Raw genomic sequence first — 25,855 nt, 5'->3', positions numbered from 1 at the left:
TTAAGATGTAACGATATGACAGTAAAGACAAAAATTTTAACGTGTATGACGGCTTTATTTTCCATCATCGTCTTTACAACTTCACTTGTTGGATTCTTTAATTTCAGATCTGCTTCGACAGAAAATTACGTCACTCAATTAAATAGCAGTGCTTTTCTTATCTCAAAAGCTGTAGAACAAAATATGGGAAGCTATTTTACTACGCTAAACATGTTGGCATCACAGTTACCTATTGAACCTGATGGTTCGATTGTAATTGAGGAATCAGTAGCTGAATTACACAGAGTCCAAAAACAATTAAAAACCTTGAACGCATATGTCGGCTTGGAAAGTGGCGTCGCTTATTCAGCGGCGAAAAATGGCGTTATTCCAAATTTTAATGCTAGAGAATTAAACAGGGAATGGTATACACGTATTTTTAATGGAGAGACGGCCATTATCACAACGCCTTATACAAGCGCTGCCAATAATCTTATTATGGCGATAGGCGTACCGGTGATTCGCGATGGCAGGCCAATTGCTGCACTTTGTGTAAATATTGCTTTAGATACGTTAACAAACTTTATTGCCGGACTATCAGAAGATAATCAAGTGTATGCTACAAGGCAAGACGGTTATATATTAGCGTCGAAAGAACCCAATGACATAGGCAAAAACATTTTCGAATTAATTCCTTCTTATAGTAAGTATAAAAATTCTGTTAAAAGTGAACATAACTATGTTTTTAAAGGTGTAGATTATTTTAGTGTCTCGACTAAGATTGATTCTCTGTCATGGAAAATATGGGCTTGGGATACAGAAGAAAAAATAAATTCTTCTTCGAAAGAAAATTTAGTTGTCACATCTATTATTGCGATAAGTTTGATCGCCGCCTCTTTACTGGTTATTTATTTCATTGTTGTAAAACTGATGTATGTTCCTATTGGTGGAGAACCCGTAGAAATTGGAAAAATGGTAAAAACTATTGCTGAAGGAGATTTATCCACTCGAGAACAAACGGCGCAAGATAAGGGCATTTATTCCGAAGTACTTAAAATGACTACAAGTTTAAGATCCATTGTTTCATCTATTAATAGTTCTGCAGAAGATATTAATAATTCTAGCGGCGATATGATGAACTCTACATCAAGTGTCGCTGATGGTGCATCAGATCAGATGCATCAACTTGAGCAAACAGCCACAGCTATGGAAGAAATGACAATCACTGTTAATGAGGTGGCAAAAAATGCCAGTGAGGCCTCCCAAGTGGCTAACCAAACATCTGATCATGCTTCTAATGGTACAGAGGTTGTCCATAAAATGGATAAGAGTTTAGAAGTACTCATTGAAAGTATTAATAAATTTGCCGATGTCACCAAGCGTTTAGAAAGAGAAACAGAGGGTATAGGAAGTATTCTAGATGTTATAGATAGCATATCTGAACAGACCAACTTACTTGCGTTAAATGCTGCTATTGAAGCTGCGAGGGCAGGTGAACACGGTAGAGGCTTTGCTGTAGTTGCCGACGAGGTTCGAAATCTCGCAACCAAAACTAAAGAAAGTACCAGCGAAATTCAATCACTTATTTCTCAATTACAAGTTGAATCAAAAAATTCATCATCGTTAATGAATGTTATTGTTTCCGATGTCGCCAATACAAAAAAACAGTCGGCTATTGCCAATGAGGCTTTAACTTCAATCCAAGACTCTATTACTACGATTCAAGGCATGAATATGCAAATTGCTACTGCTGCTGAACAGCAGTCTCAAGTGGCGGCTGAAATTAATATGAGTATTGTTGCTATCAATGAATTAGCTAAATCTACTCACAAAGTTTCTTCAGAAACAAAAGATACCGCCGTACATTTAAGTGATGTCGCAAATCGCCTAAAAGAATCTGTTGTCATTTTCAAAATTTAATTTTTCCAGTATTAATTCGAAAAAGCCTCGATATTAATAGTAAAGAAAAAGTTAATTGTTTTTTGTATAACATTAAACATTATTGTTTATAAAATTTTGTAAAATTAAAGATTGTATCATGAAAACGCTATTAGAATTTTTTACTCTTTTTAAATTGTTATTCCTATTGGTCTTTTTTGTTTCCAACATCACAAGTGCACAGGAAACCCTCGATTTAGAAAAAAGGGTGGAGATGCTTGAGAAGAAACTTGAAGAACATACCGATAAAAAAAACGGTCTTCATATTCTTAACAACCTAAGGTTTGCCGGTTTAGTACAAATGGATGCTAATATTTATGACGGAGCATTTAATGCTTCTGCTGAAGGCAGAACCGGCTCAGATGTTTTTGTTCGACGTGTGCATATACGGATGTTTCATAAACTTAGCAACTACTGGGACTACGTACTTTTGTTACTTGCTGGTGACGATACAACAAGGTTTTTAGTTGGCTTCGGGCGTTACCAACCAGATAATAAAACAGAATTTAGATTAGGTAAAATAAAAGAAGATAGAAGTTTTTCGGTGCAATATATCGGTGAGGAGCTAACTGGCGAAAGACCGATGGTAGTCAATGCGTTCGCTACAGCTTTCCAATGGGGAGCGCAAGCTCACCGGCTTTTTGACCCTGGTTTTCGTATTTCAGCAGGCGTGTTTAAAGATCGCAAATTTGGTTCTGAAAGAGATGGCCAAGATGAAAATAATGCGCTTTTGTTGGGCTACAATACTCGTCTGACTTGGTCTCATATTAATGACGATATGCTTTTACATTTAGGTGGCTCCTATGGTTTAAGGGAAATATCGGGTGATAGATTTATTATTAGCACACCCGCCGATGTGTTTGTGGCGAGACCTAACTTAGATATATCTCCAGAGCTAGAATCTGCCGATAAAGCTGATATTTATATGACAGAAGTAGTTGCACAAAAAGGTGCATTGAGATTTGAAAGTGAATATGGTTTTATGAACGTCGACTCTCTTTCAGCAACTCAAGAAGACCTTTCCCTGAGTGGATATTATCTTGGGCTACACTACTTCCTCGATGGCAAAACCCAGCAAAGTTATAACCGTAAGTACGCTAAGTTTGGCAGACCAACAAATGAGAATAATGTATGGGAAGTGTACACAAGACTCAGTGTTTTGGATCTTGTAGATAATAATGAAGGTACAAAAGCTGAGGTTGCAATGATAGGAGCAACCTACTTCTTAAATCCACATATACATTTTCAACTTCAATTTTACGATGCTGAAGTATCCGGCCCCGGTGTTAACCTAGCTCCGTTTGCCCAGCCAGATGGTAGTATTTTATCTGATGGTCGCGCGATTACGGCAAGATTTTCTTATCGTTTTTAACTGACGATAGCTCTAAAAATAACAGTCCACCTCACCTATGAGTTCGCTAAAGACATTCAAAATGGCAGTTTTAGGTTCACCATAATCTGTAACATACATCCAGCTGTCTTCGATGTTTTGAAAAAACCAGCGTTGGCCCGAGTTGGTTGTTAAGTGCAGACAGTAAGGGCCTATGGATACAGGCTCACCACTATAATCTTTTATACTTACTTTCCCATCCCAGCTACTTTTGTAAATGGTGACATGGTAAGGTCTGGCACCGCCGTCAGAATACTCAATAACAAGTGAAGCTTCATAACCACCACCGACAGGATGATAAGTAATTATTACATCGTTTTCTAATTCGGCCCTATTACCAGGCAGTTTATCCAGTTTTAAGCTTTGGACGATCTGATCAAATGTGTTCATACGTTTAGTTTCCTGTTCCAGCTATATGATTACTTGCGATTGGCTAAATAATTGAACAGCGATTAATCTAAACTTTTTCAGCAGCTAAAACTCCGTTTTTAGTGCGCGATGATCGGAGGATTCTCGTATTTAACGTGGATAAAAGAGATTTGAGCTTGGCGTTAAAGTCTTCTATCAATCGACAGTTTTGTCCTGCTTGTAGACCCGTGGGCGGTTATTTGGCAGAATTCAGCAAAATTTACTCGGTTGCTCTATGTCTTCTACACCTGATAAAAAAACGCCTATCGGTATTAAGGGCTTTTTAACCCTCACCTTAATCAATATGGTGGGCAGCTTGCCTCTGGGTGTCGCCCGTGGTCTAGGTGCATTTATTGGCTGGGCGTGTTGGCAAGTGAAGGATAAGGGCAGTAAAGTCACATTGGAAAATATTCGTCTGTGTTATCCCGATAAAACAGATGAGGAGCGCTATCAGCTATCCCGTGCCAGCGTTATTGAAACGGGCAGGCTAGCAGCTGAAATTTGTGTGATTCAAAAGCACAGTTTTGAATGGCTAAAGCCTAAGCTTTTAAAGGTTGTGGGTGAAGATCTTATCAAGGAAGAAATTGCCAAGGGCAAGGGCCTTATACTATTGGCCCCCCATATTGGTAATTGGGAGGTACTCAGTTTAACGCTGCCTACCTATGGCGAGTTAACAGCTTTATACCAGCCACCCAAGCAAGCTTATTTAGAAGGTTTAATAAAACGCGCACGTGAAAAAACAGGGGCGACTCTAGTACCTACTAATCGACGTGGCATCGTCAAGTTACTTTCTTCCCTAAAAAATGGCGGCATCACTGCTGTATTGCCTGATCAAAACCCTGGCAAAGGACACGGTGAGTTTAGCCCTTTCTTTGGTCATCCTGCTTATACAATGACTACTGTGCATGGTTTTGCCCAACGTTCAAAGTGTTCCATTATCATGGGTTTAGTAAAACGTGTGCCTGGGGGATTTGAAACACATTTTTTCAAAGCCCCTGACGGTATTGATTCGCCAGAGTTGGACGTTAGTTTAGCGGCGCTTAATAAAGGTGTGGAAGAATGTATTGCTCATTGCCCGGAGCAATATCAGTGGGAGTATAAGCGCTTTAAGAATATTCCTCCTGGTGGCGAGCCTCGTTATCTTTTTTAATCTCTCATAAGGTTTATTTCTATTACCTCGGCGGCAGTATATGTTGGGTTAATAGCGTTGCATGGATGTTGCGCCGCGTGTCGCAGACACATGTAAGAACCTTAACATCAAGCCACTAGGTTAGTAGACAGGTGGCTAACGTCGCCAAAATACCGGTGTGAATAATATTAATAAAGTAAATACTTCCAGGCGCCCCAACAGCATGGCGAAGGATAAAATCCACTTAGCATTGGTGCTTATATCGCCATAATGAGCCGCAACAGCGCCCAGCCCTGGTCCAAGATTATTGAGGCAAGCCCCCACTGCCGTATAGGCGCTAAGAAAATCTAGCCCTGTTGCCATTAGCATAACTACCATCACCAGAAACGAGGCTAGGTATACAGCAAAAAATCCCCAGACTGCTTCAATCACACGATCGGAAACCATCTTATTGCCAATTTTTACCGGAATTACGGCATTGGGGTGAACTAAGCGGTGCAACTCGCGAATGCCTTGCTTAATCATCAACAACACACGGATGACTTTCATACCTCCGCCTGTGGAGCCAGCGCAGCCTCCCATAAAGGCCGTCATAAATATCAGCACAGGTAGAAAGGTTGGCCAAATAGAAAAATCGGCAACACCGAAGCCTGTGGTAGTTAAAATTGAGATAAGTTCAAAGCTACCTTTTAAAATACTGTCGCTGACATCATAGGTATTAGAGTACGCCAGATAGCTTGAGGTAATGATTGTAGACAAAATAATGATAGCGGCATAAAACTGAAATTCTGGATCTCTAATATAGTGTGAAACGCCTTTTTCTCGCCATGCGAAAAAGTGCAGGGCAAAATTAATTCCTGATAACACCATGAAAATCATACAGATAATCATGATCGGCGCACTATTGAAATGGCCGATGCTGGCATCGTAAGTAGAGAAGCCACCGATCGCTACCGTAGAAAAAGCATGGCTAACAGCATCAAAAATACCCATGCCGACGATCCAGTAAGCCAGGGCGCAACAAATAGTTAAACTGAGGTAAATAAAAAACAGGGCTTTTGCCGTTTCAGTAATCCGTGGTGTTAATTTACTGTCTTTTACAGGCCCTGGTGTTTCAGCTTTATACAGCTGCATGCCGCCAATGCCTAGCATTGGCAAGACGGCAACCGCGATAACGATAATGCCTATTCCTCCGAGCCATTGCAGTTGCTGGCGATAAAATAAAATAGATTTAGGCAGATGTTCTAAACCTGTGATGACGGTTGCGCCTGTGGTAGTAAGCCCTGACAGAGATTCAAAGACTGCATCGGCAAAGGATAAATGAGTAGCGTCGGCAATTAAAAATGGTAGCGACCCAAACAGAGCAAGTACGATCCAGAACAGTGATGTAATTAGAAATCCGTCTTTGGTTCTCATGTCCTGCTTGATTTTATGCACTGGAAACCAAGCGGTGAGGCCGGTAATAAAAGTAATCGCAAAAGCTAAGAAAAACGCTGCAGATGTGCCGTCGTGATAGATAAACGAGACAAAAATTGGTGGTGCCATTGTTAAGCTAAAGAGCATTAACAATAGGCCGAGCACTTTGAAAATAATGGAATAGTGCATACTTTGCGCTTAGAAAAAAGTGAATCCAACCTGGAATAATCTTTCCACGTCACTGGTGTAACGTTTATCTATCAAAAATAAAATCACATGATCGCCAGACTCAATAATTAAGTCATCGCTGGCAATAATCACTTCATGTTTGCTGTCCACAACGGCGCTATTAGCGAGAGCGAGGCCCATCGAAATTTCCGGTGAGCGGGTTAGGTCCTTTTCTTCTTCTTGACGTTCTCTCACGACTGCACCGATAGTTGCGCCTTCTGGCAGATCGATATCTTCAATGGCCTTACCCACAACTTTGGAGTTCTTTTCGTCTCCATGAGCAATGACTTCAATTGCTTCGGCTGCGCCTCTGCGAAGAGAGTGAACATTAACTATATCACCTCGCCTTACATGGGCTAACAAACTGCCAATAGTTGTCTGCTGTGGTGATATGGCGATATCGATTTCGCCACCCTGAACCAAATCTACATAAGCCGGGTTATTAATTAAGGTGAGAACTTTTTTTGCTCCCATACGCTTGGCTAACAAAGACGACATAATATTCGCTTCATCAGAGTTGGTAACCGCTAAAAAGACATCTGTGTCTTCAATATTTTCTTCTTGTAGGAGATCCTGATCGGAAGAGCTTCCCTGCAATACAATGGCGTGATTGAGGTGCTCTGATAAAAAGCTAGCGCGCTTAGTATTGTATTCGATAACTTTGACAGAATATTGTTTTTCCAGCTTAAGTGCCAAGCGCAGGCCGATGTTACCGCCGCCGGCGATAATAATACGCTTATAGGCTCTATCGAGGCGACGTAATTCACTCATTACCGCGCGGATATCTTCTCGGGCGGCGATAAAGAACACCTCGTCATCGGCTTCTATTACAGTAGAACCTGTGGGCATCAGTGGTCTATTGCGTCGATAAACAGCGGCAACACGAGTTTCCACATTGGGCATATGCTTGCGAATAAAGCGCAATTCTTGACCCACTAACGGCCCACCATAATAAGCTTTTACCGCTACTAATTGTGCCAGGCCATCAGCAAAATCCAGCACTTGTAGTGCGCCAGGTTGTTCTACCAGACGATAAATATAATCCGATACCACTTGCTCTGGACTGATGATGACATCGATGGGTATGGCTTCATTGCGAAAGAGACCATCGTGAGATGCATATTCCTGGGAGCGAATGCGAGCAATCTTGGTGGGAGTACGGAACAGACTGTAGGCAATTTGACAGGCCACCATGTTGATCTCATCAATACCTGTAACAGCGATGAGCATATCGGCATCTTCAATCCCGGCCTGGAGCAAAATCTCTGGATAAGAAGCATGGCCGGCTACCACGCCAATATCGAGACGGTCCTGTAACTCACGTAAATTATCCACATCTGAATCAACAACTGTGATGTCATTGGCTTCGCTGGACAAATTAGATGCGAGTGTGCCGCCGACTCGGCCAGCACCCAAAATAATTATTTTCATACCTTGGATTCGTGCAAGTGCACGCTGCTCTTAGTTCATGATCGCTCTTTTTTAATAAGAGCATAGTAGAAGCCATCATGACCGCCTACCTGTGGGAAAAGTTGTCTTCCCATTGGCCGCTCGATCCCCCAGCTAATGTCGTTATATACTTCCGTAAGCGGCAAGTGTATAGCGTCAGCCTGTTGCTCTACAAATGCCTTGATCAAATTTTCGTTCTCTTCAGGTAATACTGAACATGTTGCGTAAACAAGTAAACCACCCGGTGCCAGTGTCTGCCAAAGCTGTTTAAGCAAACGTGCTTGTAAATTAGCCAACTGCGCTATATCACTGTTTCGACGTAGTAACTTAATATCTGGATGGCGACGTATGACACCGGTAGCTGAGCAGGGAGCATCCAATAGTATGCGATCAAAAAGTGCACCGTCCCACCAACGAGATATATCTTGTGCATCGCAGGTAATTAATGTGGCATCCAGCTCTAAGCGTGCAAGGTTTTCTTTAACCCTTTGCATACGAGAAGCCTCTAGGTCTAATGCAACGACCTCTTTAAGCTCCGCTTCTTGCTCGGCAATATGGCAGGTTTTGCCGCCGGGAGCGCAACACGCATCGAGAACACGTTGGCCTGGCGCTAAATCTAATAGTGTGGCGGCAAGCTGGGCGGCTTCGTCTTGCACACTGCAACTTCCATTTTCAAAGCCAGGTAATTGGGTTACATCTACAGGCTTGGATAGGGTTAAACCAACCGGAGAAAATTGACAAAGTGAAAATTCGTAATCATTTTCTTTAAGTTGATCGACAAATTGCTGGCGAGAATTTCGGCGCAGGTTAGTGCGCAAAGTCAAAGGGGCCTGCACATTATTGGCGGCGATAATCTCTTGCCAGTTATTAGGCCACGCATTTTTTAGTCGTTCGATAAGCCATTGCGGGTGGTTGAATAATGCCGTAGCGTCAGTACTAGTGTTGTCATTGCCTGTTGTTAGTTCATCCTGTTGGCGGATGAAATTGCGCAGTAATCCATTCAGTAAACCCGCTGCCCATGATTTTTTGAGTTTTTTTGCTGCGTTGACCGTCTCATTAATAGCTGCATGATCCGGAGTACGCATATACCAAATTTGATAAAGGCCAATTAAAGCCAGTGCGTGAATATCTTTATCTTTTGCTTTAAGCGACTTACTCAATAGTTGAGCGAGTACTGACTCTAGCGAAAAAAAATGCCGCACTACCCCAAAGCAAAGCTCTTTTAGAAGAGGTAAGTCTTTACTTTTTAGTGATGGCTCACAATTTTGTATGGCACTATCAAGAGAGCTTTTTTGTGTGATAACCGGTACTAGTGCATGTGCTGCAACGGCGCGGACATTCATGTGTTTGCTTGCTGTCCTAACTGAATATTCCCGGATTCGGTAAGTGATTTGCCTACGCCATTAATAAATTCTATGGCGCTCATGGCCTTCTTCCCTGGCAACTGGAGCTGCTCCAGTTGCAGCTGACCTTCACCACACTGCACAACAATCTGGTTATTAGTAATACTCATACGTCCTGGTGTTGACGCAGAATTATCATCTGCTAGTACTGTAGCCTTGTGAATTCTCAGACGTTCGTTGTTGAGTAAAGTAAAACAAATGGGGAATGGATTAAAGGCGCGCACTTTGCGAGATATTTCCTCTGCACTCAAAGTCCAGTCAATTTCAGCTTCTGCTTTTTCAATTTTACGGGCGTAATTGCTTAAGGCGTCGTCTTGTTTTTCTGCTTTGACACTGCCCTGCGCAATTTGAGCCAAAGCCTCTACCAAAGCTGGAGCCCCAATCTCGCACAATCTATCGTGCAAGTCTGTTGTACTGTCATCTGGGAGAATTGGACATTCCGCTTTGAGCAACATATCGCCGGTATCTAGACCCACATCCATTTGCATAATGGTGACACCTGAAACCTTGTCGCCAGCTTCTACTGCACGCTGAATCGGAGCGGCGCCTCGCCAACGAGGAAGGATCGATCCGTGGACATTGATACACCCTAGCGGCGGGATATCCAGCACTGCTTTGGGCAATAGCAAACCATAAGCGACCACCACCATAATATCGCAGCCTAATTCAGCCAATTCTTTTTGACTATCTGGATCTTTTAGAGAAATTGGTTGCTTGACTTCGATACTATATTCTTGCGCCAGTTTTTTCACCGGGCTAGGGGTAAGCTTTTTACCTCGGCCAGAAGGACGATCCGGCTGTGTATAAACAGCGCATATTTGATGCTCTGTAGACAATAGCGCGCGCAAATGATGGGCGGCAAAGTCAGGCGTGCCTGCAAAAATGATTTTTAAAGGTGAATTGGACACTAAGCTTTTGCCTTGTGTTGTTTTTCAAGTTTTTTACGAATGCGTTGGCGTTTCATATTCGATATATAATCGACGAAGAGCTTGCCTTGCAAATGATCCATCTCGTGCTGGATACATACCGCAAGTAGGCCTTCAGGCTCAATGGTGAACTCAGTGCCATCGCGGTTTAGGGCAGTGACTCGAACATGTTCAGGCCGACTGACAGATTCGTAAAATCCCGGTATGGAGAGACAACCTTCCTCATAATCGAAAAGATTGGCGTCGAGAACTTCGATTTTAGGGTTGATAAACACTAAGGGCTCGTTGCGTTCCTCACTCACATCAATGACAATCACTTGCTTGTGGACATTGACTTGTGAGGCAGCAAGCCCGATACCAGGGGCTTCGTACATGGTTTCAAACATGTCATCGACGAGCTTTCGTATGTCGTCGTCGACGTTTGCGACGGGTTTGGCCACGGTTCTAAGCCGTGGATCAGGGAACTCAAGTATAGGTAATAAGGCCATTACGTGACAAACTTCTAGTAATTAGCTAACTATCGTTGCTAACATTATGATCAATAAGGGTTTATACTATTTCGAGCTGCTGGGCGAGATGACCAACAACACATAGATTGGGCTATTATAACTGCTAAATGCTCTCGCGCCGAATTCAACAGGATTATAGTAATGAAAAAAATTCTTCTGAGTATCTTCGCTATCGTACTAACTTCGCTTCCAACGATAGCATTTGTTAATGCTGAGGAACCGATATTGCAAGATAACGTACCCGATACTCACACTGTAGTAAAGGGCGATACCTTGTGGGATATTTCAGGTCGTTTCTTAAAAAACCCTTGGATGTGGCCTGAAATTTGGCATGTTAATGCGCAAATTGAAAACCCACATCTTATCTATCCTGGCGATGTGATTCGCTTGGTTTACCTCTCCGGTCAGCCTCGTTTGACGGTAGATCGTTCAGGTCGCGTTTTCAAGCTTTCTCCCAAGGCTCGTATTCTCACGGCTGAAGAAGCTATTGATACAATTCCTCTGGATAAAATTAATAGTTTCTTATCACGCAGCCGTATCGTTGGTGAGGAAGAACTGAAAACTGCTCCCTACGTAGTGGCAGGTAAAGATGAGAATTTGATTGCAGGTGCTGGAGACGAAATTTACATTCGCGGCGATCTAAAAGAGAAGTTTGCTGTTTATGGCATATACCGCCCCGGTGAAATGTTCATCGATCCAGAAACGAGAGAAAAGCTTGGTATGCAAGCCCTAGATATCGGTAGTGGTGAGGTAAGCGCGCTAAATGGTGAAATATCTACACTCGAAGTTTCACGTACCACTGAAGAAATTCGCATAGGTGATCGATTACTAGAGCAAGAAGAACGCTCTATTGACTCGACTTTCTTCCCGTCAGCACCAGTAGGGCCAGTTGAAGGCGTTATTTTAGCCGTTGAAGGTGGTGTGAGATTAGTAGGTAAAATGGATGTAGTTGTGATCAATCGCGGTGAAAGAGAAGGTATACAGGCTGGTAATGTGATGGCTGTTTACAAACGTGGTAACCGCATTCGCGACCGCATTTCTCAGCAAAATGTTACCCTGCCAGATGAGCGTGCGGGTTTGGTGATGGTCTTTAGAGTTTTCGAAAAACTCAGTTTTGCACTGGTATTGGAAGCTGAAAAAGGCATCAAAGTTAACGATAAGGTTAAAAACCCATAACTTCTGCATGATGGGCATTTATAGTTATTTTTCAGTGCTCACTATATAACCAGTTATTCTTCAGAAGTGGCGGGATGCCACTTCTATGATCTGCAAAAGGCAAAATTAGTTTGGGCAGTTTTTTATCTTTATCAAGCGTATTTTAAATTGAGTCAGTAACGTCTTCCCATTGTTGTTCATAACCTGTGCGCTCAAGATAACCGGAGAAAGACTGTAATAATTTCTCATTCCAAAATTCAGCGCCATCATCCCATTCTAGCTTTAGGCCATTGTTTTCATCTTTTATAGATGCTTTAACCATATCCCAGAAGAATTGGGCAAGGATAGTTGCTTCGGTGGCATTTGAAACGTTTAACTTAGTCAAAATCGTCTTTGCTTCATTATTTTCTAGTTTATCAGCATAGTATTTTGCATATTGAAGTTCTTCTTCAAACTGAAATGTGATCATGGCTGATATCCCGTTATTTTTGACATTTGGCGTGCCACGACTCTAAGCTTGTCTATGAGTGTTTCTAATAGCATTGGTTCGGTGACGGTTAAAAAGTAATGCCCTTTTGTTTTTTGGTCTGCAACAAACTTAAATCCTGACGGTAGATCAGGGCGTTCCAGTGTCCAATATACGTCTACTCTTGCTCCGTTACTATGCATTTCCTTCAGTTTATAGACGCTTTTTAAGTTCTTGTATGTAGAAGAAAACGATAGCCCCATTTGGTTGTGGGGCAATACCCATTCTTTATTCTCTGAAAAAAACCAGTCCTTTACTCTTACTCCCATAATAAGCTTTTCACTATTCGGAACGTCTCTGTTTCTGTATAGCGTTGGGTGGCTATATTTTCGAGTTGGGCGTAAGCGAAGCATCCCTTCATATTCTTTTATAACGGCACTTATATCGTTAATGGTTTTAAACTGCTCTATCATGCTTATCCCACCGTCCTTTTATCGATTGATATTTACTTGCAGTAAGCCCAAAGTGAGCTTTTTGGTCTTTTCGTATTTTGACTCGCTTGTTATGCCTCTAAGTTCGGTCTCCTATGAATATCTAGAACTTTATCAACTGTGGGAAATCTAAAATACAAAATTATTAGTGCTTTCCGCAGGTTGTCGCAGACTTTCTTGATTTGACTTTTCTTTCATTAGTTTAAGAATGGAATGCTTTTAAGTGATATAGCCTCATAGTTATTTTTCAGTGTTCACTATATAATCAGTGATTCTTCAGAAGTGGCGGGATGCCACTTCTATAATCTGCAAAAGGCTAGAATTTACCAAAGACTAGTCTCTAACAAACAAGGATGGTTTATGTCTTCTTCTCTTCATCGCATATTGCAATTGCTCAACATTCCCGGTGTGGGAGTCTCAACCTATTGGAAGCTTATTGACGCTTTCGGCGACATCGATGGTGTTTTTGCGGCACCTTATGAACAGTTGCGCAGGGGGTTGTCCGATCAGATCGCCAGACAAATCATTGATATCGCTGCTGGTAAAGCGAGTGACGCTAAAATTGATAACATTATTGAGCGTTGCCAAAAAAACTGCATCCACCTTATTGACCATTACCATCATCATTACCCTGATCAGTTAAGAGAAATACCTAAAGGGCCGCCGCTACTCTATGTAAGAGGTTCTCTTGCAGCGCTCAACACCACGCAGCTTGCTGTCATTGGTAGCCGTTCTTGTTCCCAGGCAGGTAGAAATAATGCTTTTAATATAGCCTCGTCATTAGTTCATGCAGGTTTGGCGATTACAAGTGGCTTGGCTCTTGGTATTGATACTCAAGCACACAAAGGTGCATTGGCCGCAAAGGGGGCAACTATTGCGGTAATGGGCAGTGGTATTGATCAAATATATCCCCACCGTAATTGGCAACTGGCAGAGGATATCATCGCCAACGGCGGCGCATTAGTCAGTGAGTTTCCCCTTAACACAGCCCCAATTCCTCAGAACTTTCCTCGCCGTAATCGTATCATCAGTGGTCTCAGTGTTGGCACCTTAGTTGTAGAAGCTGCAATCAAAAGCGGCTCTTTAACTACGGCAAAATATGCTCTTGAGCAAAACCGTGAAGTTTTTGCTATCCCTGGCTCAATTTCCAGCCCACAAAGTAAGGGCTGTCATGCTTTGATAAAGCAAGGTGCGGTGTTAGTTGAAACAGCAGACGATATTGTCCGTGAGCTAGAGGGTTTTGTAATCCCCTCTATTGATATCAGCCACCACAAAAAAGCTAAACCTGAACTTACCGAAATAGAAAATAAAGTACTAGACAACGTCGAATACGATACATGCAGTATTGATGAGCTAGCACAGCGTTCACAACTGAGCATCGGAGAATTACTAGCCACACTTATGTCCCTTGAGCTAAAAGGAATGGTTGGCCAAGAACCTTCAGGCTACACAAAGTTAGTATGAGTATACCTAGGGTCTAATTAAAGTTGTCCGAAAACTGGCCTTAGACAAAGCTTAGATAATTGTTCTTAAAGATAATCTGTGCTTTCAAACTTGTATGGAAAAGCTTTGAATTCGAATAAGATTAAAGAGGCTATCTTGCCTCTGGTATATAAATAGCGTAACGTCTTGCCGGTTTTTGATTGACGACTTTTTTATGTATTTATCCAACCCTCGAATTAATATTTGCGTAAATGCACTCAGATGTGGCGATGTGATAGCCTATCCCACAGAAGCTGTATGGGGACTTGGCTGCGATCCTTTTAACTCTCATGCTGTTGAAAAGGTGCTTGCGCTGAAAAATCGCCATTGGAGCAAAGGGCTTATTCTAGTTGCAGGTGATATATCCCAATTGGATTTTCTACTGGGTGAGCTCAGTGGTGAGCAAAAACAAAAGTTGAACGAAACTTGGCCGGGTCATGTCACTTGGTTGGTTCCTCACCACGGCAAAGTCTCGCCGTTAGTATGCGGTGAACACGACACTATAGCTTTGCGCGTCAGTGCGCACCCCTTAATTAAAAGCCTCTGCCATAAATTTGCCGGCCCCATCGTATCTACATCGGCAAATCCGCAAGGCTTGCCGCCTGCCAGAACATCTTTTGATGCAAATCGATATTTCAAAAAAAGGGGCGTGTTATTCTCACCGGGGGTAGTGGGCAAGTCACAAGCCCCATCAAAAATTATAGACCTGCGCTCAGGTAACATTATCCGATAAACGGGACAGCTATGAACGACAATGTAGATAAAGCTTCGGTTTTAAGCTATTTAAAAGATTTACAAGACAATATCTGTAACACCTTAAGTGAACTTGATCAAGAAAAAAACTTTGTCGAGGATTCCTGGGTAAGAGAAGAAGGTGGTGGTGGTCGTTCGCGCGTATTGACTGAGGGCAAAGTCATTGAAAAGGGTGGGGTGAATTTCTCTCATGTAAAAGGGGCCCAAATGCCTGCGTCCGCGACAGCTCATCGCCCAGAGTTAGCTGGTAGACGATTCGAAGCAATGGGGGTGTCGTTAGTGATACATCCTGATAATCCTTATGTTCCCACCAGTCATGCTAATGTACGATTTTTTATCGCTGAAAAAGATGGCGAGCCGCCAGTGTGGTGGTTTGGTGGCGGCTACGATTTAACTCCCTACTATGGTAATGATGACGATTGTGTTCATTGGCACACCACGGCAAGGGAAGCTTGTGAGCCTTTTGGTGACCAGGTTTATCCCAAGTATAAAAAATGGTGTGATGAGTATTTTCATTTAAAACATCGCAATGAACCACGCGGTGTTGGTGGTTTGTTTTTTGATGACCTCAATAGTTGGGGCTTCGAAAAATCCTTCGATTTCATGCGAGCGGTTGGCGATAGCTATACAAAAGCTTACGCTCCCATTGTTGAACGACGCATGGATACTCCCTTCTCTGAAAGGGAAAAACAATTTCAGTTATATCGACGTGGTCGTTACGTTGAATTTAATTTAGTTTACGATCGTGGGACATTATTTGGCTTGCAAACCGGCGGCCGTACAGAATCTATTTTAATGTCCTTACCACCACTAGTGCGCTGGGAATATGATTGGCACCCTGAAGCTAATAGCCCCGAAGAAGAACTTTATACACGCTATTTAAAAACGCGCGAATGGGTTTAATGGTCAGAAAATTTATAACTAACAATGGGGAGTAAGTTAATGTCTGTATCTGAAACTGATCGCTATGCAGTATTTGGCAATCCCATTGCACAGTCGAAGTCGCCACTGATACATAAAAGTTTCGCGCAGCAAACGAAACAATTATTAACTTACGATAAATATTGTGTGGATGTAGATGGTTTCAATAAAGCAGCAGATGAGTTTTTTGCTAACGATGGTAAGGGACTTAATATTACTGCTCCATTTAAGCTAGATGCATTTAATTATGCTCATAAACTGACTGAGCGAGCCGAAGTTGCTGGCGCAGTAAATACCTTAGCCCTACAAGCAGATGGTGAGATTATTGGTGATAACACTGATGGCGTGGGTTTGGTTTCTGATATCAGTCAGCGTCTAGGTTGGGCTATTGAGAATAAACGAGTGTTAATTCTCGGTGCAGGTGGTGCAGTAAGAGGAATCTTATTGCCCATGTTAAATAAAAAACCGCAAGCTTTAACTATTGCGAATAGAACAAAGTCTAAAGCTGAAGAATTAGCTAATGATTTTTCTTCATTTGGCGATTTAAATGCACATGGCTATGATGATATAGAGTTTTTAAATATTAGTTTTGATCTTATTATTAACTGTACTTCAGCCAGTATTAGTGGTGCAGTTCCCCCCTTGTCACAAAAAAACTTTGCTGATAAATGCAGTGTTTATGACATGGTCTACGGCAAAGAGGAAACGGCTTTTCTAGTTTTTTGTCGTGACTGCGGTATCGATCAGCGTGCAGATGGATTAGGCATGTTAGTTGGTCAAGCTGCAGAAAGTTTTTATATTTGGCGCAATGTTTATCCCGATGTGGATAGTGTATTAAAGCAATTACGTGAAGATATTTAAAATACACGAAATTAAATTATTCCTTGCTTTTCTATATTCTATACTACTGGCTGTTAGTAAATAGTTTTCCATTTCAATTAGATAGTTTATTACTAATTAGTTTTAGAAAATGGTAACAATAATTTAAGAATAAATTCTTTTCCAAACCAGATTATTCGAGGCTTACTTCAATTAAAAGTATTGTGGTATGTCTTTCAATTTCCTATCCACGGCAATCTCTCATCTATATAGAAGTTTCTTAGTGTTATAACAAAGCACGCATAAATCTTCCATTACCTGGCGCGCAACTGGTTCATTAATGATCATTTTGACGAAAAAGCCTTCCTTATGACGGAAATACAGGATTGATAGCTTTCTTATAATTATTTTATCGAATAAAGAACTTATTTTCATATAACCATACAAACGTGTGAATTCAAAATTAATTAAAGAAACTTAATTTAGTTGATGAGATAAATATGGATTATTTATATTTTTATACTAATGAATGGAATTTAAGTACCTTTTCATAAAATGTTTTTAAGATTAATTTGAATGAACTAAGAATTATTAACAATAAAAAAGAATTTAAAGATGAATATATATTGATAAAAAGCAATTATTTAAGAACTTGGGAGAAGAGTTAGGAGTGAGCCTTACGCTCGATGAGGGTGAAGCAATAATAAAGGAAAAATCGGGTCGTAAAATCCATATTGAATCACCGAAAGAAGCTGACTTTTTTTTGTTTTATACGACTTTATATAATAAACCATTAGAAGACATTTCGGATTTAGAAAGGAAAATATGGCTATCCACTAATGGAGAATTCTCTGGGCCTGGTTGGGTAGGGTACAACCAAGAAGATCAATCTTTACAATTTTTTTCACCTTGCGCTATTCACAACCAAGATCCTACTCCATTAGTAGACACCTTTAAATATGTAGTTCGTTCGGCAAACAGCTTGACTAGTGAAGTTGAAGGTTTCTTAAAAGAAGTAGATAAAAAAGGGGCGGATAAAAATGAAAAAATTAAATCTATTCCATCTTCTTATTCCAATATGCCTAATCAGCAATTAAGCCAACTTTTAAACCAATTTAAAAAAAGTGCTAACTAAATATTAATTATAGAGCAAAGAAAAGAATGATAACACCAGCATCAATCAATTTAAATACAATACAATCAGCACAACAAACCGCACCTACTAACACAACTGAATTGAAGAGTAGTGACAATGAAATTATCGGACAACATGCTAGATGTAGACGTTGTCGAGCATCAAATGTCGAGCTACATAATTGCGGTGAGTGTAACACGCGTAGATTGTGTAGTAGTTGCTTGCAGAGTCATGTAATACGTGCACACAGCAGCCCTGCACGATAAATATATTACCATTACAGTCAATTAGAAAAATTTTTTAACAAAAGTACTAACTCAGTATTAATTATAGAGCAAAGAAAAAAATGATAACACCAGCATCAATCAATTTAAATACAATACAATCAGCACAACAAACCGCACCTACTAATACAACTCAATTGAAGAGTAGTGATAATGAGATTATCGGACAACATGCTAGATGTAGACGTTGTCGAGCGTCAAATGTCGAGCTACATAATTGCGGTGAGTGTAACACGCGTAGGTTGTGTAGTAGTTGCTTGCAGAGTCATGTAAATACGTGCACACAGCAGCCCTGCACGATAAATATATTACCATTACAGTCAATTAGAAAAATTTTTTAACAAAAGTACTAACTCAGTATTAATTATAGAGCAAAGAAAAAAATGATAACACCAGCATCAATCAATTTAAATACAATACAATCAGCACAACAAACCGCACCTACTAATACAACTCAATTGAAGAGTAGTGATAATGAGATTATCGGACAACATGCTAGATGTAGACGTTGTCGAGCGTCAAATGTCGAGCTACATAATTGCGGTGAGTGTAACACGCGTAGGTTGTGTAGTAGTTGCTTGCAGAGTCATGTAATACGTGCACACAGCAGCCCTGCACGATAAATGTAATGCCCCTGAAAAACCGGGGGCGTTCATGTTATGTTTCTCTATTTCAAACATCACCGATAACTAAAGCGATAGAGATTTTTTGTCGCATGGATAAATTTTGAAAAAATGATTGCAGCACAAAGAAATAGTCTGAATATATCAAGCGCCTTACAATATACTAAATCAGTTTTAGATAAAAGCATCCATGATATAGATAGCGGTAAAAACGAAGTAATTTCACAGCGAAATAACTGTAGTAAGTGTAAAGTATCTAACTTAAAACTTTTTCATATTTACAAGCATTCTAGTTTAGGATGTTCAGTTAGTTTATATGATGAAGGCCATTGTGCTAAGCCAGCATCACCTCAACTAGCACATGGAAAATCTATAAAGGAAATAGAAAGCACTCAATACCAGATAGATTATCAAGGACTAGGTAATAGGTTTAAGTTAGCAGGCAGAACTAATAATACAGATAAAAATGATAGTTCTTATGATAAGAAACAGGTTCAAAACAACAGCCCTAATATTATGTTTCAAAGACATAATAACGTTTTCATGTATGGTGACCTTAATGATTCAGTTTTACAAATGGATTATCAGGTAGCTCAGAAGGAATTATTCCCCAAACTACCCATTGTAATTTCACATTCGCTTGAAGATCTTGTCTGGGTTGGTAGAGACGATAATACTCTCTCACCTAATGACTTTGCGCTGGATTTAAAGCAACGCTTTGAGCAAGCTGAGCTTCCTAAACATATGCCTGTAATGTCAGTGCTTTGTTATAGTGGAGAATCTTATGATGGCCGCCTTTCTATTTGCCAGGAAATATCTAATGAAACTGGAAAGCTTGTAGTAGGTGGGTCGGAAGGAGCTATTACAACAACAACGTCAGGTAAAATCCTATTAGAAAAAAATGCAGACTGGAAAGTATTTGCGCCTGATAAGAAAGACTATTTTATTGAGTACCCATCAAAGCGCTAGTATTTAATTACATATAGGTTGGATTTTGTAAAGGTAATTTTCAAATTACCTCCACTCAATATTAACATCCATGTTTAGTCTCTGCCTTATGTTCTATCGGCAGAGACAGTTTAATTCCATTTATTGATTACGTAACTATATTTTATCGGCAAATGCTACCACTCACTGCTGTAGAAGCGCCTGATCCGTTACCAGTAAAGCCAAACTCAACTGTTTGTCCTGGCTGTATAGTTCCATTCCAAGAAAGGTTCGTAGCGGTATAAGGACCGGTACCAGAGAAGTTGGCATTCCAAAGGCTCGATATAGTTGAGTTATCTGAGAAGTTCCATGTCACATCCCATCCGTTGATATCACTGTTACTTACATTGGTAATACTGATTTTACCTTGGAAACCTGTAGGCCATGAATTTACTAGTTCATAACTACACTGAGCCAAGTCCCCAGTTGGGTTAGGAGTAGGGGTAGGAGTCGGTGTAGGCGTTGGCGTTGGTACAGGTGTTGCGGTTGGTGTTGGCGTAGGAGTCGCAGTAGGCGTTGGAGTAGGGATTGGTGTTGGAGCAGGACCTGAATATACAGATGCTCTTACAGATGTAGATCGAATACCGTTAACACCATTAATTAAACGCTCTCCCCAAGAAGTTAAATTGGTAGGATCAAAGTTGATAATCATATCTAGGTTTGTACAGCAACTACCATTGCCGGACCAAGACCAACCTAAGTAACCAATATCAAAATCTTCTGCTACGGCAAGGATCGAATCTTCGTCGACTGGCTGACCATTGTGGTCTCCACCAAACTCACCAACAATTAATGGTAAGTTATGAGTACTTAAAAATGTAGAGACATAATTTTCGATTCTAGAACGATCTTGGTAAACCTCATACATGTGTACACTAAAAAAGGTATTACTTAAAGTGTCTGCCTGGGCAACAGTAGATGCATTTTGCAACATAATCTCTTGCCAATCTTGACCCCAGTTTGCAGCATCTACTAATAGTGTATGAGTAAGCCCTGCATTACGAAGAGTTTCGATCGCATCGACGTGGCCATCAACCCAAGCGCTTACAGGTTGGCCGTTACCAAAAGGCTCGTTAGCAATATTGATGATAACGTAATCTTCTTGACCTACAAGAGCTCCTGCAATATCAACCCAATATTGCACAGCGTTTGCTAATGTTCCGGCTGTTTGTTGCTCTCCTGATCCGGTAACGTCATGAACTTCTAATACACAAATTAGCTGGTTAGCTTTACATAAATTGATAACGTTAACTACATCGGCTTCGTCATTGCGTGTCCATTGTTGGCCATCACTTAATACAACTCTTACGGTATTTGCACCGGTTGCAGCGATATCAGCAAATGAAGCTGTTCTATCTCTATACCATGTATGAGGGTGGTTCACTCCTCTCATAATAAATGGTTGGCCATTAGCGTCTAGCAGCTGCGTGCCTGAAACACTAAAGCCTGCGAAAGCATTTAGTGAAAAAGTGCTTAACATAATACATAAAGAAAAAAAGATTGAAGAGATGCTACTCCTCTTATTCTCCTTAGAGAAACTTTTGTTTTTCTTCGTAATCATAGTTTTTACCTCTTAGTTAGTGTTTTTAGTGCTGTTATATTTCTAGTATTTCTAGCTTTTTTAGGGCGATAGAAGACCTTTAGGTGCTAAATGGAACCTATTAAAAATTAGAATATTCACTTAAAAAATTTATTTTTATTTGTTCTATAAAAATTTACATCGTATTGATTCTCATAAAATTGTTAGCAAAAAATTACGGGCGCAAAAAGCCTGCAGAAGCCAATGAAAGCCTCTACTTAGTATTCAAACCATATAAGTTAAAAAAATAATCAGGAACGTGATTAATATTTACATTATTTTGAACTCATAATCTTGTATTTATTTATCTTTAAATAAGAAACACAAATATTTTAAATAATTAATCTATTAATTATAAAAAAATCAAATTCTATTAATTATCATTAATTTTAGAGATCAATAAAAGTTTATTAAGCGACAATAACTAAATGTGTTAAACTTAATCAAAACTAGTTCTTATATTTTAAATTGAGATTACTTATTGGTAAGCATTTTTGTGATGGAGATCTATATACGAATAATTTGTAAGATATTTACTTGTTTGGAATCTTATACGTGGAGACAGTTATTATTTTTTGTAATTAGCTATTTCGTGTACGTATATGACTTACCAATATTAATGCCTCATATAACACACTAGCTTATGTCGATTTTATTGTTTTTAATATTGGCTTGACAATATGCTTTCTTAACGTTTTCTCAAATTAGGTACTGCAAGCTATTTCAAAAAATAATTTCTATTCTCTCTTGATATTAATATTCTCTTTATTAATGATTTTTAATAAATCATATTATTTATGATGTATGGACTAGTTGCATATACTGCTTTTGAATCGTTTATTCTAATAGCGTTATGTCTTAAATATGTAAAAATAACGCTTATGAAGTCACATAAATATTCACTTTTATTTTGTTAAGTTAAATCTTTATTAAAGTTCTAGCTTGCTAGATGCCATTATTAGTTGCGTTATATAAAAATTATTTAAACCAATTAACTTTCACCAAGGTTAACTATCCTTCTAGTTTTAGTCGTTAGAAAATATAACAAAGCGATTTTATTTCTTCGCTGGCATCTCACAATTGTGATTGCTACTTTTAATAAGTTTTAATTAATTTTAAAATTTTTTTGTGCCAACTAATTCTATTGGTTTATAAGTAACAATTTGTTGTCAATTAAGGCATTTTTTTGGCGTATATTAGTTTGGCTTTTTATATATAAAAGTTTGAGATAGTCATTCTTATGAAAGTAATTGTTAGTCGTTACAGATAACAATTATCTTGATAATTTAAATGATATTTAGTGAATTTCTATATAATATAATTTTGAAAGGATATTAATATTTGATTTTTTTTTAAATGCTATCTGTCATTGTATTTCTTATTAATGTGGATATTAATAAGAAATAATAAAGCTATAAATGTATTTATTGGTGATGTTTTTAAAAAATACTTGTATTGTTAATTTAAATTTTGTTGATACTGTTTGATTTACTGTGTCGCGATTTAGATGGCGGTGTCACATTAATTTATTTTCTATTTGTGGTTATAAAATTAAACATTTAGAGTGTTCGGTGCTATAATAAAATACAATAGATTTTCTAAAAAAAGAAAATAAATCTTTTGGCATTGTAAATTCCATTTAGTGCAATGAATCACTTTTTTTGTGATCACTAGTGTGCCAAATGCTTTTATCCTTACTTAAAACTGTTATTAAGAAAACGTTCAACTTTCTCTCCTGCTGTGTATTAGTTTCCGTTTATCAGAAAAGCTTACTTTTTTTCTTGTATAAGAACGAAGAGGTTATTTGCTTTTATTAAAGTGTCCGCGCGTTTTAGGGTTGCTCATAACTAAAGTTTTAATGATTGCATATAAGAGGCAAAAATTTAAAGCGAATTAAATAAGGCGACTTTAAAACTACCGACTTAATAAAAACTCTAGCGGTAGAATATGACTTCCGTCGTTCAAATAGTTTTTAGCTTAAGTATTAATATCACTTAAACTATAGATACCGAGGAAAACACATGCAAAAGTTGAAGACAGTTTTGCCTAAGTGGTTGATACCATTTAGTGCTGGCATTATTGGTTTTGGTTCAATGTCGAGCCACGCTGCCATCTGTGAATATTCAATAGACAACGAATGGCCCAACGGTTTTGTAGCTACAATTCGTATTACCAACGATACAAGCACCACCATTAATAATTGGAATGTCAACTGGAGCTATAGTGGTAGCGATCGAGTCGCAAGCGGTTGGAACGCTACTGTTTCTGGTAGTAATCCGTATAGTGCTGTCGGCGTAAGTTGGAATTCATCAATTCAACCTGGTCAATTTGCAGAATTTGGTGTGCAAGGTAGCAAAAGCGTTGGAGCTGCTGCCGAAGTTGTGACTGTTGGTGGTAATGTGTGTTCATCTAGTGGGCCGACTCCTACTCCTGTGCCAACAATAACTCCGGTACCCACCACTACGCCTGTACCAACAGTTACACCAACACCCACGCCTCCTTCTTCTGGTGTATTCAGAGTGGATAATAACGGTAAAGTGACTAAAGATGGCAACGTTGTACCACTTCAATGCGGAAGTTGGTTTGGTTTAGAAGGGCGACATGAACCTTCCGATGACCCGACCAATCCAAGCGGCGCGCCGATGGAGTTATACATTGGTAATACTTTCTGGGCTAATGGTAATCAAGGCACCGGAAGAACTATGCAGCAAACTTTTGACGAAATTACTTCTATGGGAATCAATGTTATTCGTTTCCCAATCGTACCTCAGACACTAGACCCTAACGATCCTCAGGGCAAAGATCCATTCTTGAAGAACCACCAATCTGTGCGTGGTGTTAATGCACGTCAATCGATGGAAGAGTTTATTAAACTTGCTGATGCAAACGATGTTGAAATTATTTTGGACATCCATTCATGCTCCAATTATCTTGGCTGGCGCGCTGGTCGACTGGATGCTGTACCACCATATGCTGACGCCAACCGTGAAGACTATGATTTCCCTCGCGAAGACTATGCATGTGCACCTGCAGGCCCCGGTGTGACCGTGCATGAATATAATGAACAGATGTGGTTAGATGATTTACGTGAACTCGCTGGTCTATCCGCTGCTCTGGGCGTTGATAATATTTTAGGTATCGATATCTTTAACGAGCCTCACGACTATACTTGGCAGCAATGGAAAACCATGGCTGAAAAAGCGTATAAAGCGATAGATGAAGTTAACCCTAACTTGTTAGTTGTTGTGGAAGGTACCTCTGCTTCAACCAAGGCTGAAGGCCCCCAACCTCATGGTGATCTTGCAAGTAATCCAAACTGGGGTGAAAATTTCTTCGAACAAGGCACCAACCCCTTAGATATTCCTAAGGAACGCTTGGTTCTCTCTCCTCATACTTATGGTCCATCAGTATTTGTACAGTCTCAGTTCCTAGATCCCGCGCAACCCCAATGTGCTGGTCTTGAAGGTGATGCAGCTGGTGACGCTGATTGTAATATTGTTATTGACCCACCTAAACTCGTCGCTGGTTGGGAAGAGCACTTCGGTTATTTAAGAGACCAAGGTTTCGCTATATTAGTGGGTGAATTTGGCGGCCACTTCAACTGGCCAGAAGGTTCTAGTACTCGTGATATAAATCGCTGGGGCCATATTACCACTAATGTTGATGAGCAATGGCAAAACGCTTTTGTTGATTACATGATTGATCAAAATATAGAAGGTTGTTACTGGTCAATCAACCCAGAATCTGGTGACACAGGGGGATTATTTGAACATGCCTATGATCCAATCTCAAATACTGCTGGTTGGGGCGAGTGGGTAGGCTTTGACACTAAAAAATGGAACTTACTTAACCGCCTTTGGAGCAATAACTAATCGCTTTGATCATGTAAAGGCGAATGGTTATTCGCCTTTATAATGATAAGAGTATTCTTAATTCTGATAGCCAAGCTTTATATCTACAATGAAGCTTGGTTTTGTATTCTATTAGGCTTCACCCATATATGAGCAAGATTTCTAGTATCTTTGTTTTATATAAAGTAGTTACAGCATTTGTATAGAAGAGAGATACGGCACTGTTATTAAATATTAAAAACTAAGATGCATATCACAGACGTAACTTGACATGCATATTTAATTATCAGTCATTTATTACATTGGTATCGTAATGCTGTCAAAATAAACAAAGCTATATGTCGACTTAATCAAATAGATTAAGCGCTAACAGCAAAAATAAAAATTAGTGTTAACAAGTTCTCATACTAATTAATAATTTTTAACCTAATTAAAACGTAATAATTTCTTAAGAAACTATTTTTAAATACAAAAGTAATGTGTGCTTTATTCACTTAGAGTTTTGTTTTACCTCTTCTATTAATAGATACATCT

At 39.7% G+C, this 25,855-nt stretch carries 20 protein-coding genes; 11 read left to right on the top strand and 9 right to left on the bottom strand.

All coding sequences use genetic code 11. The features are described from left to right. The first annotated feature begins 15 nt into the window (after positions 1-15). Both BVC89_RS28020 and BVC89_RS28015 read left to right on the top strand, forming a co-directional pair. Positions 16-1,899 (top strand): methyl-accepting chemotaxis protein, encoded by a 1,884-nt coding sequence (locus tag BVC89_RS28020; RefSeq protein ID WP_086934383.1) that lies wholly within the window; start codon positions 16-18, stop codon positions 1,897-1,899. Positions 1,900-2,017: 118 nt separating this feature from the next. Further along, the gene (locus tag BVC89_RS28015; protein WP_086934382.1) at positions 2,018-3,289 is read left to right on the top strand and encodes an OprO/OprP family phosphate-selective porin; all 1,272 of its coding nucleotides are present in this window, start codon (positions 2,018-2,020) and stop codon (positions 3,287-3,289) included. A 12-nt stretch (positions 3,290-3,301) separates the two neighbouring features. On the opposite strand, the gene BVC89_RS28010 is transcribed toward BVC89_RS28015, so the two are convergent. Beyond that, positions 3,302-3,697 carry a hypothetical protein gene (locus tag BVC89_RS28010; protein WP_086934381.1) on the bottom strand — a complete coding sequence of 132 codons (396 nt, stop codon included), beginning with the start codon at positions 3,695-3,697 and terminating at the stop codon, positions 3,302-3,304. Positions 3,698-3,950: 253 nt separating this feature from the next. Between BVC89_RS28010 and BVC89_RS28005 the strand changes: the two genes are divergently transcribed. Continuing rightward, entirely contained in the window at positions 3,951-4,865 is a 915-nt protein-coding gene (locus tag BVC89_RS28005) for a lysophospholipid acyltransferase family protein (protein ID WP_086934380.1), read from the top strand. Positions 4,866-5,000: 135 nt separating this feature from the next. Here the strand turns inward: BVC89_RS28005 and BVC89_RS28000 are convergent, their stop codons facing one another. Genes BVC89_RS28000 through def form a run of 5 tightly spaced genes read right to left on the bottom strand, consistent with a single transcriptional unit; the run spans position 5,001 to position 10,754 of the window. Beyond that, positions 5,001-6,449, bottom strand: a complete 1,449-nt coding sequence (locus BVC89_RS28000) for a TrkH family potassium uptake protein (RefSeq protein ID WP_086934379.1) — start codon at positions 6,447-6,449, stop codon at positions 5,001-5,003. A gap of 9 nt (positions 6,450-6,458) precedes the next feature. Continuing rightward, positions 6,459-7,919, bottom strand: a complete 1,461-nt coding sequence (gene trkA, locus BVC89_RS27995; protein ID WP_086934378.1) for a Trk system potassium transporter TrkA — start codon at positions 7,917-7,919, stop codon at positions 6,459-6,461. A gap of 35 nt (positions 7,920-7,954) precedes the next feature. Further along, positions 7,955-9,280 carry a 16S rRNA (cytosine(967)-C(5))-methyltransferase RsmB gene (gene rsmB, locus BVC89_RS27990; protein WP_086934377.1) on the bottom strand — a complete coding sequence of 442 codons (1,326 nt, stop codon included), beginning with the start codon at positions 9,278-9,280 and terminating at the stop codon, positions 7,955-7,957. Continuing rightward, entirely contained in the window at positions 9,277-10,248 is a 972-nt protein-coding gene (fmt, locus tag BVC89_RS27985) for a methionyl-tRNA formyltransferase (protein ID WP_086934376.1), read from the bottom strand. Before fmt ends, rsmB begins: the two co-directional genes overlap by 4 nt. Further along, entirely contained in the window at positions 10,248-10,754 is a 507-nt protein-coding gene (gene def, locus BVC89_RS27980) for a peptide deformylase (RefSeq protein WP_086934375.1), read from the bottom strand. Before def ends, fmt begins: the two co-directional genes overlap by 1 nt. Positions 10,755-10,916: 162 nt before the next feature. Between def and BVC89_RS27975 the strand changes: the two genes are divergently transcribed. After that, the gene (locus tag BVC89_RS27975; RefSeq protein WP_086934374.1) at positions 10,917-11,951 is read left to right on the top strand and encodes a LysM peptidoglycan-binding domain-containing protein; all 1,035 of its coding nucleotides are present in this window, start codon (positions 10,917-10,919) and stop codon (positions 11,949-11,951) included. Between the two features lie 142 nt (positions 11,952-12,093). Here the strand turns inward: BVC89_RS27975 and BVC89_RS27970 are convergent, their stop codons facing one another. Then, complete coding sequence (locus BVC89_RS27970; protein ID WP_086934373.1) at positions 12,094-12,399, bottom strand: hypothetical protein; 306 nt, start codon at positions 12,397-12,399, stop codon at positions 12,094-12,096. Continuing rightward, positions 12,396-12,869 (bottom strand): hypothetical protein, encoded by a 474-nt coding sequence (locus tag BVC89_RS27965; RefSeq protein WP_086934372.1) that lies wholly within the window; start codon positions 12,867-12,869, stop codon positions 12,396-12,398. The genes BVC89_RS27970 and BVC89_RS27965 overlap by 4 nt, the downstream gene beginning before the upstream one ends. A gap of 378 nt (positions 12,870-13,247) precedes the next feature. On the opposite strand from BVC89_RS27965, the gene dprA reads away from it, so the two are divergent. The 6 genes from dprA to BVC89_RS27935 all read left to right on the top strand — a co-directional run bounded on the left by dprA (position 13,248) and on the right by BVC89_RS27935 (position 19,873). Further along, positions 13,248-14,351: a DNA-processing protein DprA gene (dprA, locus tag BVC89_RS27960; RefSeq protein ID WP_086934371.1), complete on the top strand. Its 1,104-nt coding sequence runs from the start codon at positions 13,248-13,250 to the stop codon at positions 14,349-14,351. 193 nt (positions 14,352-14,544) lie between these two features. Next, positions 14,545-15,102 (top strand): L-threonylcarbamoyladenylate synthase type 1 TsaC, encoded by a 558-nt coding sequence (gene tsaC / locus BVC89_RS27955; protein ID WP_086934370.1) that lies wholly within the window; start codon positions 14,545-14,547, stop codon positions 15,100-15,102. An 11-nt stretch (positions 15,103-15,113) separates the two neighbouring features. Further along, positions 15,114-16,025 (top strand): oxygen-dependent coproporphyrinogen oxidase, encoded by a 912-nt coding sequence (gene hemF / locus BVC89_RS27950; RefSeq protein WP_086934369.1) that lies wholly within the window; start codon positions 15,114-15,116, stop codon positions 16,023-16,025. Between the two features lie 39 nt (positions 16,026-16,064). Next, positions 16,065-16,904: a shikimate dehydrogenase gene (aroE, locus tag BVC89_RS27945; RefSeq protein WP_086934368.1), complete on the top strand. Its 840-nt coding sequence runs from the start codon at positions 16,065-16,067 to the stop codon at positions 16,902-16,904. A 577-nt stretch (positions 16,905-17,481) separates the two neighbouring features. Beyond that, on the top strand, positions 17,482-17,997 hold the full coding sequence (locus tag BVC89_RS27940; protein WP_086934367.1) for a CesT family type III secretion system chaperone: 516 nt from the start codon (positions 17,482-17,484) through the stop codon (positions 17,995-17,997). A gap of 1,018 nt (positions 17,998-19,015) precedes the next feature. After that, a complete protein-coding gene (locus BVC89_RS27935; protein WP_086934366.1) occupies positions 19,016-19,873 on the top strand; it encodes a hypothetical protein in 858 nt (285 codons plus the stop codon). A 142-nt stretch (positions 19,874-20,015) separates the two neighbouring features. On the opposite strand, the gene BVC89_RS27930 is transcribed toward BVC89_RS27935, so the two are convergent. Next, on the bottom strand, positions 20,016-21,452 hold the full coding sequence (locus BVC89_RS27930; RefSeq protein WP_173780746.1) for a cellulase family glycosylhydrolase: 1,437 nt from the start codon (positions 21,450-21,452) through the stop codon (positions 20,016-20,018). Positions 21,453-23,491: 2,039 nt separating this feature from the next. On the opposite strand from BVC89_RS27930, the gene BVC89_RS27925 reads away from it, so the two are divergent. Continuing rightward, on the top strand, positions 23,492-25,342 hold the full coding sequence (locus BVC89_RS27925) for a cellulase family glycosylhydrolase (protein ID WP_086934364.1): 1,851 nt from the start codon (positions 23,492-23,494) through the stop codon (positions 25,340-25,342). Positions 25,343-25,855 lie beyond the last annotated feature (513 nt).

Origin of the sequence: Agarilytica rhodophyticola (assembly GCF_002157225.2) — a bacterium.
Lineage (GTDB): Bacteria > Pseudomonadota > Gammaproteobacteria > Pseudomonadales > Cellvibrionaceae > Agarilytica > Agarilytica rhodophyticola.
This window is presented reverse-complemented; position numbering and strand designations above follow the sequence as displayed.

What these genes read in the sequence shown, in the direction of transcription:
- BVC89_RS28020 (WP_086934383.1), top strand. Translation starts at nt 16, where the DNA reads ATGACAGTAAAGACAAAAATTTTAACGTGTATGACGGCTTTATTTTCC.
- BVC89_RS28015 (WP_086934382.1), top strand. Translation starts at nt 2,018, where the DNA reads ATGAAAACGCTATTAGAATTTTTTACTCTTTTTAAATTGTTATTCCTA.
- BVC89_RS28010 (WP_086934381.1), bottom strand. Translation starts at nt 3,697, where the DNA reads ATGAACACATTTGATCAGATCGTCCAAAGCTTAAAACTGGATAAACTG.
- BVC89_RS28005 (WP_086934380.1), top strand. Translation starts at nt 3,951, where the DNA reads ATGTCTTCTACACCTGATAAAAAAACGCCTATCGGTATTAAGGGCTTT.
- BVC89_RS28000 (WP_086934379.1), bottom strand. Translation starts at nt 6,449, where the DNA reads ATGCACTATTCCATTATTTTCAAAGTGCTCGGCCTATTGTTAATGCTC.
- trkA (WP_086934378.1), bottom strand. Translation starts at nt 7,919, where the DNA reads ATGAAAATAATTATTTTGGGTGCTGGCCGAGTCGGCGGCACACTCGCA.
- rsmB (WP_086934377.1), bottom strand. Translation starts at nt 9,280, where the DNA reads ATGAATGTCCGCGCCGTTGCAGCACATGCACTAGTACCGGTTATCACA.
- def (WP_086934375.1), bottom strand. Translation starts at nt 10,754, where the DNA reads ATGGCCTTATTACCTATACTTGAGTTCCCTGATCCACGGCTTAGAACC.
- BVC89_RS27975 (WP_086934374.1), top strand. Translation starts at nt 10,917, where the DNA reads ATGAAAAAAATTCTTCTGAGTATCTTCGCTATCGTACTAACTTCGCTT.
- BVC89_RS27970 (WP_086934373.1), bottom strand. Translation starts at nt 12,399, where the DNA reads ATGATCACATTTCAGTTTGAAGAAGAACTTCAATATGCAAAATACTAT.
- BVC89_RS27965 (WP_086934372.1), bottom strand. Translation starts at nt 12,869, where the DNA reads ATGATAGAGCAGTTTAAAACCATTAACGATATAAGTGCCGTTATAAAA.
- dprA (WP_086934371.1), top strand. Translation starts at nt 13,248, where the DNA reads ATGTCTTCTTCTCTTCATCGCATATTGCAATTGCTCAACATTCCCGGT.
- tsaC (WP_086934370.1), top strand. Translation starts at nt 14,545, where the DNA reads ATGTATTTATCCAACCCTCGAATTAATATTTGCGTAAATGCACTCAGA.
- hemF (WP_086934369.1), top strand. Translation starts at nt 15,114, where the DNA reads ATGAACGACAATGTAGATAAAGCTTCGGTTTTAAGCTATTTAAAAGAT.
- aroE (WP_086934368.1), top strand. Translation starts at nt 16,065, where the DNA reads ATGTCTGTATCTGAAACTGATCGCTATGCAGTATTTGGCAATCCCATT.
- BVC89_RS27935 (WP_086934366.1), top strand. Translation starts at nt 19,016, where the DNA reads ATGATTGCAGCACAAAGAAATAGTCTGAATATATCAAGCGCCTTACAA.
- BVC89_RS27930 (WP_173780746.1), bottom strand. Translation starts at nt 21,452, where the DNA reads ATGATTACGAAGAAAAACAAAAGTTTCTCTAAGGAGAATAAGAGGAGT.
- BVC89_RS27925 (WP_086934364.1), top strand. Translation starts at nt 23,492, where the DNA reads ATGCAAAAGTTGAAGACAGTTTTGCCTAAGTGGTTGATACCATTTAGT.